This window comes from Amycolatopsis sp. NPDC058986, assembly GCF_042741125.1.
GTDB lineage: Bacteria > Actinomycetota > Actinomycetes > Mycobacteriales > Pseudonocardiaceae > Amycolatopsis.
Genome location: NZ_JBHYJW010000006.1, coordinates 152,952 through 165,904, shown reverse-complemented (window position 1 = coordinate 165,904; position 12,953 = coordinate 152,952). Strand labels below are relative to the sequence as shown.

Genomic DNA, 12,953 nt, shown 5'->3' with positions numbered 1-12,953 from the left:
CTCCTTGCAGGAAACTTCTGTGCTAATCGTCCGGTCCGAGCAGCCTGCGGTGCGCGGAGAGCAGTTCGAACTCCGGCCTGCCCGCGACGTAACGCTCGCACGAGTCGAGCACGTCACGCACGTGCGTGCCCTCCGCGGCGACCACGGCCACTCCGATCAGGGTCCTGCGGTGCAGGTCGAGATGACCGGCCTCGGCCACCGAAACCGAGAACCGCTTGCGCACCTCGGCGAGCACCGGACGGACCACGGATCGCTTCTGCTTCAGCGAATGGACGTCGCCGAGCAGGATGTCGAGCTCCAAACTGCCTACGAACATGTCTCCTCGAAGGCCGAACGCGACCACAGCGGGGGTCCAGGGGGCTTGCCCCCTGGCGGGGGTTTGGGGGTTCGACCCCCAAAGGACACCGTGACGGCGGGGAGGGGCGAGCGCAGTGTGAGCACGCCCCTCCCCCAAACCAGCCGTCACGCGCGGGGCTTTTCCCGCTGCTCGTAGGTCTCGATCTGGTCGTCGACCTTGATGTCGCTGTACGAGCCCAGCGTCAGACCGCACTCGTACCCGTCGCGAACCTCGACCACGTCGTCCTTGAACCGCCGCAGCGAGCTGACCGGCAGGTTCTCCGCCACGACGGTGCCGTCGCGGAGCAGACGCGCCTTGGCGTTGCGCCGGATCTCGCCCGAGGTGACGAGGCAACCGGCGATGGTGCCGAACTTCGAGGACTTGAAGACCTCGCGGACCTCCGCCCTGCCGAGTTCGACCTCCTCGTACTCCGGCTTGAGCATGCCCTTCAGCGCCTGCTCGATCTCGTCGATCGCCTGGTAGATGACCGTGTAGTAGCGGACGTCGACACCCTCGCGGGCGGCCCGCTCGGTCGCCTTGCCCTGTGCACGGACGTTGAACCCGAGGACGATCGCGTCGGACGCGGTCGCCAGGTCGATGTCCGACTCGGTCACGCCACCGACACCGCGGTGCACCACGTTCAGCTCGACGTCGTCGCCGACGTCCAGCTGGAGCAGCGAGGCCTCCAGCGCCTCGACCGTACCCGAGTTGTCACCCTTGATGATCAGGTTGAGGCTGTTCGTCTCCTTCAAGGCGGAGTCGAGGTCCTCGAGGCTGACCCGCTTGCGGCGCGACGCGTTGAGCGCGTTCCGCGTCCGGGCCGAACGCCGCTCGGCGATCTGCCGGGCGACCCTGTCCTCGTCGACCACCAGGAAGGTGTCGCCCGCGCCGGGCACCGAGGTGAACCCGATGACCTGGACCGGACGCGAGGGCAGTGCCTCGGTGACGTCCACGTTGTGCTCGTCGACCATCCGGCGCACGCGGCCGTAGGCGTCACCCGCCACGACCGAGTCACCGACGCGCAGCGTGCCGCGCTGGACCAGGACGGTGGCCACCGGACCGCGGCCGCGGTCGAGGTGCGCCTCGATCGCGACGCCCTGGGCCTCCATGTTCGGGTTGGCCCGCAGGTCCAGAGCGGCGTCCGCGGTCAGCAGGATCGCCTCGAGCAGACCGTCGATGTTGATGTTCTGCCGCGCGGAGATCTCGACGAACATCGTGTCGCCGCCGTACTCCTCGGCGATCAGGCCGTACTCGGTGAGCTGCTGCCGGATCTTGTCCGGGTTCGCGCCCTCCTTGTCGATCTTGTTGATCGCCACCACGATCGGGGCCTTCGCGGCCTGGGCGTGGTTGATCGCCTCCACCGTCTGCGGCATGACACCGTCGTCGGCCGCCACCACGATCACCGCGATGTCGGTCGAGTTCGCACCGCGGGCACGCATGGCGGTGAACGCCTCGTGACCCGGGGTGTCGATGAAGGTGATCAGGCGCGGGGTGCCCTCGAGCTCGGTCTCGATCTGGTAGGCGCCGATGTGCTGGGTGATGCCACCGGCTTCACTCTCGCGCACCTTCGTCTTCCGGATCGTGTCCAGCAGCCGGGTCTTACCGTGGTCGACGTGACCCATGATGGTCACGACCGGCGGCCGGACCTGCAGGTCCTCCTCGCCACCCTCGTCCTCACCGTAGGTGATGTCGAAGGTCTCCAGCAGCTCGCGGTCCTCCTCCTCGGGGGACACGACCTGGACGACGTAGTTCATCTCGCCGCCGAGCAGCTCGAGGATGTCGTCCGACACCGACTGCGTCGCGGTGACCATCTCGCCGAGGTGGAACAGCACCTGGACCAGGGAGGCCGGGTTCGCGTCGATCTTCTCCGCGAAATCGGTCAGCGAGGCACCACGCGGCAGCCGGATCGTCTCGCCCTGGCCCTTGGGCAGGCGGACGCCGCCGACGCTGGGCGCCTGCATGTTGTCCATGTACTCCTGGCGCTTCTGCCGCTTCGACTTGCGGCCCTTGCGCGAGGGACCACCCGGGCGCCCGAAGGCACCCGCGGTACCGCCACGGCCACCGGGGCCACCACGGCCACCGCCGCCGCCACGGAAACCGCCGCCACCGGCCGGGGCGCCGCCACCGGGGCCACCGCCACCGGGACGGAAACCGCCACCGCCGCCGCCCCCACCGGGACCGCCGCGGAACCCACCGCCGCCGCCACCGCCACCGGGGCCGCCGCGGAAACCGCCGCCGCCACCGGGACGACCGCCGCCACCGGGACCGCCACGAGCGCCGCCACCGGGACCACCACGGCCGCCACCGGGACCGCCGGCCGGACGGGCCGGGCGGCCCGGCATCATGCCGGGGTTCGGGCGCGGGGGCATGTTGCCCGGGCTCGGGCGGTTGCCACCGCCGGAACCGCCACCGGGACGCGGTGCCGGCCGGTCGCCGCCACCGGGACGCTCCGAGCCACCACCCGGACGGGGCGCACGGTCACCGGAGGGACCCGAACCCGGCCGCGGTGCGGGCGGGCGCGGGGCCGGCGCGCCGGAACCGACGCCGAACGGGTTGTTGCCGACCCGCGGCGTGCGCGGACCGGGCTTGGGGCCACCGGGCTTGGGGCCCTGCGGCTTGGGCGGGACGACCGTGCCGGAGGACTGCTGGCCGGACGGCGCGGGGGTGTCCTGCTTGGGCGCGGCGGGCTCGGCCTTCGCGGCCGGGACCTGCTGCTGCGGTTGCTGCTGGGGCGCCGGGCGCGGACCGGGCCGCGGGCCGGGACGGGCACCGCCCGGCTTCGGCGCGGACGGCGCGGGGGCCTGCTGCTTGGCCGCCGGGGCCTGCGGAGCGGGCGCGGCGGGCTTCGGCGACGCGGGGGCCGCGCCGTTGGCCGCGGGCGGCGCGGGACGCGCCGGCGGGCCGGGGGTGGGCGCGGGCTTCTTGGCCGCGCTCTTCGGGGAGTACGCGTCCCGCAACCGGCGGGCGACCGGCGCCTCGACCGTGGAGGACGCGGACTTCACGAACTCGCCCTGCTCCTTGAGCTTGGCGAGAACTTCCTTGCTGGTGATGCCGAGCTCCTTAGCGAGCTCATGTACACGGGCCTTGCCTGGCACAGCTCTCCTCATCTAGGGGAGGCCAGGCGGCGGACCCGCTGACCTCGTCCTTATCGTCGCGCGTTCATGGCTTCAGCTTCACGGCTGACTCATGACGGGTCGACCTGCTTCCTTCATTCCGTGCGGACCCGGGGATGTCCCGGCTCCGTGTCTCGCTCGGTGCGCCGCCTAGGTGCCCGTGAGGTACTCGCGGACCGCTTGGGCGTCGAGCGCCCCAGGATCGCGTAACGCCCTGGGGAAGGCTCGCCGCCGCTCGGCCTTGGCCAGGCAGTCCGGCCCGGGATGCAACCACGCTCCCCGGCCCGGCAGCCGCCGACGTTCGTCGACGACCAGCCGCCCGTCCTTCACGACCACTCGGAACAGCTCACCGATCAAGGCCCGCTGCCGACAACCCACACATGTGCGCACCGGAGATTCCCGGTGCGCCTGGTGCTCGGATGCCCGCCGCGGACTTCGAACCACTCCTGAGTCTAGCGCTTCGACCTTCACTCAGCCGAACCGGTTGTCGCGGCGGGCCGCGGATCTTCGGAGTGGCCTTGATCACCCGCCTCGGCGGGGGCCGCGTCGCTGCGGATGTCGATCCGCCAGCCGGTCAGCCGGGCGGCGAGGCGGGCGTTCTGCCCCTCCTTGCCGATGGCCAGCGACAGCTGGAAATCGGGCACCACGACACGGGCGGCCTTCGCCCGCTCGTCCACGACCGTCACCGACACAACCTTCGCCGGGGACAGGGCATTCCCGACGAACGTGGCGGGGTCGTCCGAGTAGTCGATGATGTCGATCTTCTCGCCTGCCAGCTCGCTCATCACGTTGCGCACGCGCGCGCCCACGGGCCCGATGCAGGCGCCCTTGGCGTTGACGCCCGAAACGGTGGACTTGACCGCGATCTTCGTCCGGTGTCCCGGCTCGCGCGCCACCGCGGCGATCTCGACGGTGCCGTCGGCGATCTCCGGGACCTCCAGCGCGAACAGCTTGCGCACCAGGTTCGGGTGCGAGCGGGACAGGGTGATCTGCGGGCCGCGGTTGCTGCGGGAGACGACGAGGACGTACGCCTTGATGCGGCTGCCGTGCTCGTAGGGCTCCCCCGGCACCTGCTCACCCGAAGGCAGGACGCCCTCGGTGTCGCCCACCTGGACGACGACCATGCCGCGCGCGTTGGCGCGGGCGTCGCGCTGCACGACCCCGGCGACGATCTCGCCCTCCTTCGCGGAGAACTCGCCGAAGGTCTTCTCGTGCTCGGCGTCGCGCAGGCGCTGCAGGATGACCTGGCGCGCGGTGGTCGCGGCGATCCGGCCGAAGCCCTCGGGCGTGTCGTCCCACTCCTCGTCGACCTGGCCGTCGGGAGTGAGGGTGTGCGCGAGGACGCGGACCAGGCCGGTCTTGCGGTCGATGTCGATCCGCGCGTGCGGCTGGTGGCCCTCGGTGTGCTTGTACGCGGTCAGCAGCGCCGTCTCGATGGCCTCGATGACCGTTTCGAAGGGGATGTCCTTGTCCCGCTCGATGGCGCGCAGGGCGGCGATGTCGACGTTCACTTCTGCCCCTCCTCAGGTGCGGTCGGGGCGGGTTCGCCGCCGGTGGCACGGATCATGCCGGACGCGTCCTCCTCCAACAGTTTCAGTTCTTCGGCCGGTGGTTGCTTGAATTCGATCTCGACAACGGCCTTGGCCACCGAGGCGTAGCCGACGTCGGTGAGCTCGCCGCCGACCAGCATCCGCGCGGCCTTCTCGCCCGCGTGGCCGACGCGGCCGACGAACGCGGCGCCCTCGTGCGGCGTGACACGCACCAGGCGGAACCGGGCGCGGCGCCAGTGGCGCGGCAGGGTCAGCGGCCGGTCGAGGCCCGGCGAGGTGACCTCGAGGGTGTAGGCACTGGCCAGTACGTGATCGTTGTCGTCGAGTGCGGCCGACACGGCACGGCTCACCTCGGCGACCTCGTCCAGCCCGACGCCGTCGTCGGAGTCGACGACGACCTTGACCAGCCGGCGGCGGCCGGCCTGCTGCACCTCGAGGGCGTCGAGGTCGAAACCCGCGGTGCTGACGGCTTCGGCCACTATCGGCTCCAGCCGGCTGGCGAGTTCGTTGGGCACGTGGAGCACTCCTGTTCGGCTGGGTGAGCGGGCGGGCTGGTCACGACTGCGGTCGTAGTGGACCAGCTTATCTGGTGGGGCCGCCGTCACGCGCGAGCGGCGGTGCCGTGGGCGGACCTGGCAGGATGGGCCGACGTGACCGCAAGATCGATCGAGTTCAGCCGACGTGCCGCCCTGCGAGCGGGGGCGCTGGCCGCACTGGCCGTGCCGCTGGCCGCCTGTTCGGGGGGCAACGACGAGAGCCCCGATCCGCTGGCCCCGCTGCTCGCCGCCGCCGAGGCGGACGCCGCGGCCGCCAGGGCGCTCGCGACGGACGCCGTCGCCACTCAGGTCGCCGAAGCCCGTGCCGCGCACGCCGCGGCGCTCAAGTCCGAAGTGGACCGATTGAACCGGCCGAAGGCGGCCGCGCCGTCCTCCACGCCGGTCCCGCCGAGCGGTGTCGACGGGTTCCGCGACCGGCTGGCGGAGGCACGCAAGCAGGCCGCGGACCTCGTCGGCGGGCTGCCGAGGTACCGAGCGGGCCTGGTCGCGTCGATCGCGGCGGGCTGCGCGGCGCTCCAGCGTGTCGCCCCGCCGCTGGGCCCCGGTGAGGACGCCCCGGACCCGGCCGCGCCCACCGGCGCGCTCCCGCCGGAGGCGATCGACCCGCTGCAGAAGGCCCTCGCCGCCGAGCACGCGGCGGTCTGGGTGTACGGGCTGGTCAGTGCCTTCCTCCCGGCCGCGTTCGGCGACGCGGAGAAGAGCGGGATGGCCGAGCACGCCGAGCGGCGCGACCTGTGCCGGAAGATGATCTCCGCCGCCGGGACGTCCCCCGTGGCGCCGGAAGCGGCGTACGTGCCGCCGAAGCCGGTCACCGACAGCGGCTCCGCGGCCGTGGTCATCGCCACGGCCGAGTCGGACACGGCGGCGGCCTGGCTGAACGTCCTCACCCGCACCGATGACGCCGCGCTGCGCGGAATGGCACTGGCCGCGATGGTCGCGGCCGCCCGCCGGGGCACGCCGTGGCGAGCCGAAGCGGGCGAGAAACCCACCGCCGTCGCCATGCCGGGCCAAGCCCAGTCACGCTGAGACCGTGTAATGCCGTTAAGGCCACCTTGCGGGCATCTGACGCCCGCAAGGTGGCCTTAACGGCACTCGGGCCCAGGGAGGCGGCGAGGTCGGGCGCTACTGGCGGAGTTGGGTGGAGAGGCGGACGGCGTCGTTCGCGATGCGCTTGAGCAGCGGGGCGTCCTTGTGCCCCGCGAAGAAGTCGGTGAGCACGATGGTCACGTCGGTGCCATCGGCCTTCGACGCGTACGCCGCCTTCTCCGCGCTCACCCGGGGCGCGCCCGGCGCCTTGTACGTGCCGTCCTTCACCAGATCGGTGACGTTCCCGGTGCCGTCGTTCTCGGTCAGCGTCTTGAGCTGGGCAGCCGAGGCGGCGTCCGGCATGGTCACCAGCACGACCGACACGAGCGCCTTCGCCCCGCCGCTTTCGGTGGTGTACAACGCGCGGGACAACGACACACACGGCGTCTGCTGGAAGAGCTTCTGCGTCGTGCCGTAGGACTTCGCCGCGCAGTCACCCGACTTGAGCGGGCCGTTGACGAGGCCGAAGGTGAACTCGCCGGTGTTCGCGGGCGGCTGGGCGACCTGCTCCGGGGCACTCTTGTGCCGGATCAGGAACCAGATCAGCCCGGACACGATCGCGATCGCGACCAGCCCGGCTCCCTTGAGCAGCAACGCGCGCCTGTCCCGCGCGGGAGCGGGCGACGGCCCCGGACGGGCGCCGACCGCGCCCAGCGGGGCGGTGTCCGAAGGTCCGGGGGTAAAGGGTGCACCAACCACGGGCACATACGGTAGTTCACCGCCCCTGCCGGGTTCACTCGAAGGCGCGAAGTACGCGTTCGACGTCGTCAGCGGTGTTGTAGAGGTGGAAGCCGACCCGGACCTTGCCGTCCCGCACGCCGGACACGACTCCCGCCGCGGCCATCCGCCCGGCGTCGGCGGCCAGCGACACGATCGCGGTGTCCCGCGCGGGCAGGCCGAGCGCGCCCAGCAGCGAGTTCGCCAGGCCGACGTTGTGCGCGCGGACCTCGGCGAGGTCGAGCGAGCCGAGGTAGTCCAGTGCCACGGCGGCGCCGACATGGGCCAGCCACACCGGGGAGAGGTCGAACCCGCGCGCGTCCCCGGCCAGGCGCAGCGGCAGGCCGTAGATGCTGTTCCACCGGTCGTCGCCGCCCGCGTACCAGTTCGCCGCGGCGGGGCGGGTCCGTTCGTGTGCCCGCGGGTGCACCGCCATCCACGCCGAGCCACGCGGCGAGAGCAGCCACTTGTACCCGGCGGCGATCACCCAGTCGGCCCACGCGACGTCGAGCGGGAGCCAGCCGGCGGCCTGGGTGGCGTCGAGCAGCACGGCGGCGCCGGTGGCCTCGGCGGCGGCACGCAGGGCGGCGAGGTCGGCGATGCTCCCGTCGGCCGACTGGACGACGCTCACCGCGACGAGGTCGTGTCCCTCGACCCGGCTCGCCAGCTGGTCCGGCTGGACCTCGGTCACGGTGATCCCGCGGTCGGCGTGCGCGGCGAACGGGAAGGTGACGCTGGTGAAATCGCCCGCGGCGACCAGCACCCGCGCGTCGTCCTTCAGCCCGGCGGCGACATTCGCGATCAGCTGGGACACCGACGCGCCGATCGCGACCCGGTCCGCCGGGACGCCGGCCAATCGCGCGAAACCCGCGCGGGAGCTGTCGACGATCGCGTCGAAGTCGTACGGCCGGGCCTCACCGCGACGCCATTTCTCGACGCTTTCGGCGACGGCGTCGGCGGCAGCGGCGGGCGGGACACCGATGCTGGGTGTGTTGAGATATCCGGGCGGGGCGGCGAATTCGGCTCCGAAGGCGTGCATGGCCCCGACCCTAGACAGCCACCCCGCCCGGATTCACCCCCTTATCCCACCAGCGCGGCGATCTCGTCGAAGGTCAGCGGCTTCGCGGGAAGCTCGCCGCCGTCCCGGACCGCGCGCACGGTTTCGAGCGCCGAGACCAGCGCTACCCGGTACGGCAGCGAGCCGACACTCACGCGTGCGACGCCCAGATCTGCCAGCCCGGCGAGCGTGACCGCCCCCGGGATGAACAGCAGGTTCACCGGGACCCCGGCCGCGGAAACCACCCGCTCGACGTCCTCGGGCGCGACGAGCCCGGGGACGAACACGCCGTCCGCGCCCGCACCCGCGTAGGCCCGTACGCGCTCCGCCGCGGTGTCCGCCGAGTGGTCGCCGCCGAGGTGGGTGTCGGTGCGCGCGTTGAGGAACAGGTCCGGCACGCGGTCCTTGACCGCACGGATCAGCGCGCACTGGGCGTCGACGTCGGCCAGCCGCCCGTCCGCCACCCGCCAGTCTTCGAGGTTCACGCCTGCGACGCCGATTCCGGCGAGTTCCTCGACGAGGTCGGCCACCTCCCCGGGATCGGCGCTGAACCCCTCCCCGATGTCGACCGTGAGCAGGACGTCCAGCCTCGCGAGGGTCCGTGCGAGGGCGACCGTGGCCGCACGGCCCGAGGGCACGCTGTCCGGCTCCCCCGCCGCAGCCGCCACCCCGAGACTCGTCGTGGCGATGGCCGGGAACCCTTGCTGGGCAAGGAGAGCGCCGAAGCCGAAGTCCCAGGTGTTCGGCAGCAGCAGCGGGGTGCCGGGAACGTGCAGGTCGCGGAACGCGGTGAAGTCGGTCATGCCCCGAACCTAGAACCTGGACCGTTCGGCGGCGGCCGAACCTTCGGGCGCGGCGAGGAACGGCGTCAGGATGCCGGGAGTGGCGGTGTCCGCGAACTCCAGTGCTTCGTCCGTGGCGGCGTCGAAGACCGAGTACGCGCCGGAGCCCGCCGCCGTCGTCGCGGTCAGCGTCACCAATCCCTTGCGCCGCTGGAAAACGGACTGCTTCACGACGAGGCCGATCACCCCGTCCCGTTCCAGTGCGACGGTGCTGCGCCGGACGGCACCGCTGCGCGCGACCAGATAGCGGCCGGTGATCCCGTGTCCCAGGTTGCGATAGGCCTCGAACGCGAGCAGCACCGCCACCGGGAACGCGACCACGGCCAGCGCCACGCCGATGATCAGCAGGACGTCGGTGAGCAGCAGGCCGAGCACCACGAGCACGAGTACCGGCAGCGCGGCCCCGATCAGCGCCCACCGCAGCCGCCGTCCCCTGGCCGCCACCGGATGCGACCGCAGTCGCACGGTTTCGGTCGGCGACACCGGTTCCCGCAGCACCAGCGCGGCGACGCGGTGGGCCTCCGCGCGCGGCGCCGCGGGCAGCAGTGTGTGGTAGTCGGTCTTGTCGTCGTCGTTCTTCTGCCGCATGCCCGTCGCGACGGCGTCCACCCGCGCGGCCCCGACGAGCCGGTTGCCGAGCGGCTCGACCAGGTCGATCCCGCGCAGCCGCCGCTCCTCGACGGTGATCGACCGCGTGGTCAGCAATCCGCGTCGCACTCGCAGCGTGCCGCCCGGTTCACGCTCCAGCCGGTAGTTCCACCACATCTCGACGAACAGCGCGAGCGCGCCCACGACGCCGACCACCAGCGCGGCCGCGAGCAGGACCAGGATCGTGACCACCAGCGGGAATTCGCGGAACCGCTCGAAAACCCACGCGATGAAGCCCTTCTGCGCGCCGAACCAGTCGGCGACCTTGAACAGCGCGCCGAACGCGGCGAGCCCCAGCGTGGGCGCGAGGAACGACATCGGCGCGTACCGCAGCCACTGCCAGTCGAGCTGTGCGAGGACGTTGTCGTCGGCCACCGCTGCCGGTTTGCTTTCCGTGCGGTGCAACAGTTCCGTGCGCAGGCTTTCGGCGTCGGCGCGGGCGAGCGGGTCGAGCTTGATCCGGCCGTGGCCGGACTTCTCGTGCTGCCCGGTGCCGATGGTGAGCACCGCGACGCCGAGCAGCCGGTGCAGCGGGTTCGCGGTGAGATCGACACTGCGGATCCGTTCGCGCGGCAGGGATTTCCGCGAGTGGATCACCAGGCTGAACACCACTTCGAGGCGTTCGGGCGTACACCGGTAACGGGTCCCGCGCCAGCGCAGGTAGTCGCCGAAGACGATCGCGCCGACGAACACGATCGCCGCGGGCACCACGAACAACAGCGCCAGCCACCACCGCGTGCCGCCGCCGATGATGCCGATGGTGGTCGGGATCGCCGCGCCGAGGGCGACTCCCGCCATGGTCAGGGCGCTGACGCCGAGCGTGCGCCGGTCGAGACGGTGCCAATCGGCGAACTCCTGGCTGTCGAACCGCGCGGTCACGTGGCATCACCCGGCGTCGCCTGGGTGAGCTCGGTGAGCTGCTCGGCCACCCGCGCGGCGACCTCCGCGTCGAGACCGCGGATCTTGATCGCGCCGCGTGCCGAAGCGGTGGTGACGGTGAGCGTGGCGAGACCGAACAGCTGCTCCAGCGGCCCGCGCAGCGTGTCGACGGTCTGGATGCGGGACAGCGGCGCGACCCGCCACTCCTGCCAGACGAACCCGGACCGGGTGTAGACGGCCGTTTCGGTGTTCTCCCACCGGTGCACCCGGTACCACCACAGCGGCAGCGCGATCACCCAGGCCGCCCCGAGCACCGCCAGCACGACACCGGGGACCAGCAGCGGCACCCTGGCGTCCGGGAGCAGAAGGCCCAGTACCACCAGCGCCACCACCGGGATCCCGAAGACCAGCGCGCTCTGGGCACGCCACCAGGCGATGGCCCGCCGGTCCAAGGCGTGCCGCGGTGGCCGCAGCGCGACCCGCTTTTCAAGAGCAGAGTTTGTGTTCACCATTCCCCCCGAAGAGCTGGTTACAATGCGATCGCATCGTAACGGACAGCGGGAAAGCTTCGCAATGCGGTCGCATGGTGAAGCCGGACGGTAACTTTCAAGAGGGCAGGACACACCGTGCCGAAACAGGTGGACCACGACGAGCGGCGGTCGCAGATCGCCGAAGCCTTGCAGCGGCTGACCACCCGGCGCGGGCTCGAGGGCGTGAGCCTGCGTCAGGTCGCGGCCGAGGCCGGGATGTCGATGGGCCTGGTGCAGCACTACTTCAAGAACAAGGACGAGATGCTGTTGTACGCCCTCGAACACCGGGCGAAGCTGCGCGAGGCCCGCATCGCCGAGAAGGTCACCGCCACCGGCGACCCGAGCCCGCGGACCATCCTGCGGACCTGCCTGCTCGAAATGCTCCCGCACGACGAGCGGACCGAGGGCGACTACCTGATCGGGATCGCCTACTTCGTGCGCGCGCTGGCCGACCCCGCGATGGCCGCGGTGTTCAGCGAGGGAGTGCCCGACGTGTTCCGCTTCTTCGCCGACATGATCCGCCAGGGCCAGGCCGCGGGCGACGTCGCACCGTCGATCGATCCCGACCAGGAAGCCGCGATCCTGTGGGCACTGGCGGACTCGCAGGGCTCCAACATCCTCCTCGGCCATCGGACCGCGGCCGAAGCGGTGTCCACAGTGGACTACCACCTCGACCGCGTCTTCACCCCGCCGGGCTAACTTCGCGAGTCCCGCATTCGCGCGCCCGAGTTCAACACTCGCGTGCCGAACCGAACGTCCGCGTACGCCGACTATTCGCGATGTCGCGAACGCTCCGTTGCCGACGATGAGCGTCCCGAACGGAGCGTTCGCGACACACCGGCCGGGCCCACCGCATACTGTGAAGGCCTCCTTCACCGCACCACAACGACCCCGGGAAAGCACCCACCAGCGAAGCCGCACCCCCACCTACCGAGACACCTCAACGTGGAACTCGGGCGCAGGAATGCGGGACTCAGCCGCCGTGGTTCGAGGCGTTGGACACCGCCGCCGCGCGGGCGGCTCGCAGCTCCCGGAACACCTTCCGGAGAGCGGGAACGGCGGCACCGGCCCGCTCCTCCAGCTCGGCGATCCGGGCCCGGTGACGCCGCCGATCGCGGCGGGAGACCACCGTGCGCAGCTCCGCCGCGGCGACGAGCGCGGCCAGCGCCGCGGCCGCCGAGTCCACTTCGGACACTGCTGTCGCGCCACGCACCGCGTCGTCGACGGCGCCGCGAAGCCGGTCCGCCGCACCTCGATCCAACACCAGCGGACGCCGTACCGTGAACAGCCCGAGTGCGCGGGAGACCTTCAGCTCGATCGTGCCCGCCGCGTCCAACTGGGTTTCGAGCGACCGCACCGTATCCCTCGCGCCCCGCCGGACCCACGACCGCCATGAACGCCGCCGATCCCCCGCCACCTCGGCGAGTACGTCGTCGAGGACGAGATCCCCCGTCCCGCGTTCGTCGACGGCGACGGCCTTGCCGTCATCGTCGGCGATCCGGCCACGCTGCACCAGATCCGTGAGCGCGGCTGCGCGGACCAGCAGGCTCACCCGCTGCCGGTCGCGCAACCGCCCGCCCCCGGGATCGCAGGCCAGCAGATAGGCCTTGGCCGGTAACGACAACTCACTCATCGCG

The 12,953-nt window shown here is 71.8% G+C and carries 13 protein-coding genes; 2 read left to right on the top strand and 11 right to left on the bottom strand.

Annotated elements, in window-relative coordinates; all coding sequences use genetic code 11:
- Nucleotides 1-22: 22 nt before the first annotated feature.
- The 5 genes from ACFW0G_RS08350 to rimP form a co-directional block, all read right to left on the bottom strand.
- Nucleotides 23-316 carry a DUF503 domain-containing protein gene (locus tag ACFW0G_RS08350; protein ID WP_378324181.1) on the bottom strand — a complete coding sequence of 98 codons (294 nt, stop codon included), beginning with the start codon at nucleotides 314-316 and terminating at the stop codon, nucleotides 23-25.
- A 146-nt stretch (nucleotides 317-462) separates the two neighbouring features.
- Nucleotides 463-3,432: a translation initiation factor IF-2 gene (infB, locus tag ACFW0G_RS08345; protein ID WP_378324275.1), complete on the bottom strand. Its 2,970-nt coding sequence runs from the start codon at nucleotides 3,430-3,432 to the stop codon at nucleotides 463-465.
- Nucleotides 3,433-3,600: 168 nt separating this feature from the next.
- Nucleotides 3,601-3,786 (bottom strand): YlxR family protein, encoded by a 186-nt coding sequence (locus ACFW0G_RS08340; protein WP_378324180.1) that lies wholly within the window; start codon nucleotides 3,784-3,786, stop codon nucleotides 3,601-3,603.
- Between the two features lie 131 nt (nucleotides 3,787-3,917).
- Nucleotides 3,918-4,961: a transcription termination factor NusA gene (gene nusA / locus ACFW0G_RS08335; RefSeq protein WP_378324178.1), complete on the bottom strand. Its 1,044-nt coding sequence runs from the start codon at nucleotides 4,959-4,961 to the stop codon at nucleotides 3,918-3,920.
- Nucleotides 4,958-5,515 carry a ribosome maturation factor RimP gene (gene rimP / locus ACFW0G_RS08330; RefSeq protein WP_378324177.1) on the bottom strand — a complete coding sequence of 186 codons (558 nt, stop codon included), beginning with the start codon at nucleotides 5,513-5,515 and terminating at the stop codon, nucleotides 4,958-4,960. Before rimP ends, nusA begins: the two co-directional genes overlap by 4 nt.
- 135 nt (nucleotides 5,516-5,650) lie before the next feature.
- On the opposite strand from rimP, the gene ACFW0G_RS08325 reads away from it, so the two are divergent.
- Nucleotides 5,651-6,583, top strand: coding sequence for a ferritin-like domain-containing protein (locus ACFW0G_RS08325; protein WP_378324176.1), 933 nt, complete (start codon nucleotides 5,651-5,653; stop codon nucleotides 6,581-6,583).
- 96 nt (nucleotides 6,584-6,679) lie between these two features.
- On the opposite strand, the gene ACFW0G_RS08320 is transcribed toward ACFW0G_RS08325, so the two are convergent.
- The 5 genes from ACFW0G_RS08320 to ACFW0G_RS08300 all read right to left on the bottom strand — a co-directional run bounded on the left by ACFW0G_RS08320 (nucleotide 6,680) and on the right by ACFW0G_RS08300 (nucleotide 11,295).
- The gene (locus tag ACFW0G_RS08320) at nucleotides 6,680-7,342 is read right to left on the bottom strand and encodes a hypothetical protein (protein ID WP_378324175.1); all 663 of its coding nucleotides are present in this window, start codon (nucleotides 7,340-7,342) and stop codon (nucleotides 6,680-6,682) included.
- A gap of 34 nt (nucleotides 7,343-7,376) precedes the next feature.
- The gene (locus ACFW0G_RS08315) at nucleotides 7,377-8,399 is read right to left on the bottom strand and encodes an aminotransferase class V-fold PLP-dependent enzyme (RefSeq protein WP_378324174.1); all 1,023 of its coding nucleotides are present in this window, start codon (nucleotides 8,397-8,399) and stop codon (nucleotides 7,377-7,379) included.
- Between the two features lie 41 nt (nucleotides 8,400-8,440).
- A complete protein-coding gene (locus ACFW0G_RS08310) occupies nucleotides 8,441-9,220 on the bottom strand; it encodes an isocitrate lyase/phosphoenolpyruvate mutase family protein (protein WP_378324173.1) in 780 nt (259 codons plus the stop codon).
- Between the two features lie 9 nt (nucleotides 9,221-9,229).
- Nucleotides 9,230-10,705 (bottom strand): PH domain-containing protein, encoded by a 1,476-nt coding sequence (locus tag ACFW0G_RS08305; protein ID WP_378324274.1) that lies wholly within the window; start codon nucleotides 10,703-10,705, stop codon nucleotides 9,230-9,232.
- A 77-nt stretch (nucleotides 10,706-10,782) separates the two neighbouring features.
- Nucleotides 10,783-11,295, bottom strand: coding sequence for a PH domain-containing protein (locus ACFW0G_RS08300; RefSeq protein WP_378324172.1), 513 nt, complete (start codon nucleotides 11,293-11,295; stop codon nucleotides 10,783-10,785).
- 117 nt (nucleotides 11,296-11,412) lie between these two features.
- Here ACFW0G_RS08300 and ACFW0G_RS08295 point away from each other — a divergent pair, with 117 nt between their 5' ends.
- A complete protein-coding gene (locus ACFW0G_RS08295; protein WP_378324170.1) occupies nucleotides 11,413-12,015 on the top strand; it encodes a TetR/AcrR family transcriptional regulator in 603 nt (200 codons plus the stop codon).
- A 274-nt stretch (nucleotides 12,016-12,289) separates the two neighbouring features.
- Here ACFW0G_RS08295 and ACFW0G_RS08290 read toward each other — a convergent pair whose 3' ends face one another.
- Nucleotides 12,290-12,949, bottom strand: coding sequence for a GPP34 family phosphoprotein (locus ACFW0G_RS08290; RefSeq protein WP_378324169.1), 660 nt, complete (start codon nucleotides 12,947-12,949; stop codon nucleotides 12,290-12,292).
- Between the last annotated feature and the right edge of the window lie 4 nt (nucleotides 12,950-12,953).

Excerpts from the sequence above, each read along its gene's own strand:
- ACFW0G_RS08350 (WP_378324181.1), bottom strand. The coding sequence starts at position 316 with ATGTTCGTAGGCAGTTTGGAGCTCGACATCCTGCTCGGCGACGTCCAT.
- ACFW0G_RS08310 (WP_378324173.1), bottom strand. The coding sequence starts at position 9,220 with ATGACCGACTTCACCGCGTTCCGCGACCTGCACGTTCCCGGCACCCCG.
- ACFW0G_RS08305 (WP_378324274.1), bottom strand. The coding sequence starts at position 10,705 with ATGGCGGGAGTCGCCCTCGGCGCGGCGATCCCGACCACCATCGGCATC.
- ACFW0G_RS08290 (WP_378324169.1), bottom strand. The coding sequence starts at position 12,949 with ATGAGTGAGTTGTCGTTACCGGCCAAGGCCTATCTGCTGGCCTGCGAT.
- ACFW0G_RS08315 (WP_378324174.1), bottom strand. The coding sequence starts at position 8,399 with ATGCACGCCTTCGGAGCCGAATTCGCCGCCCCGCCCGGATATCTCAAC.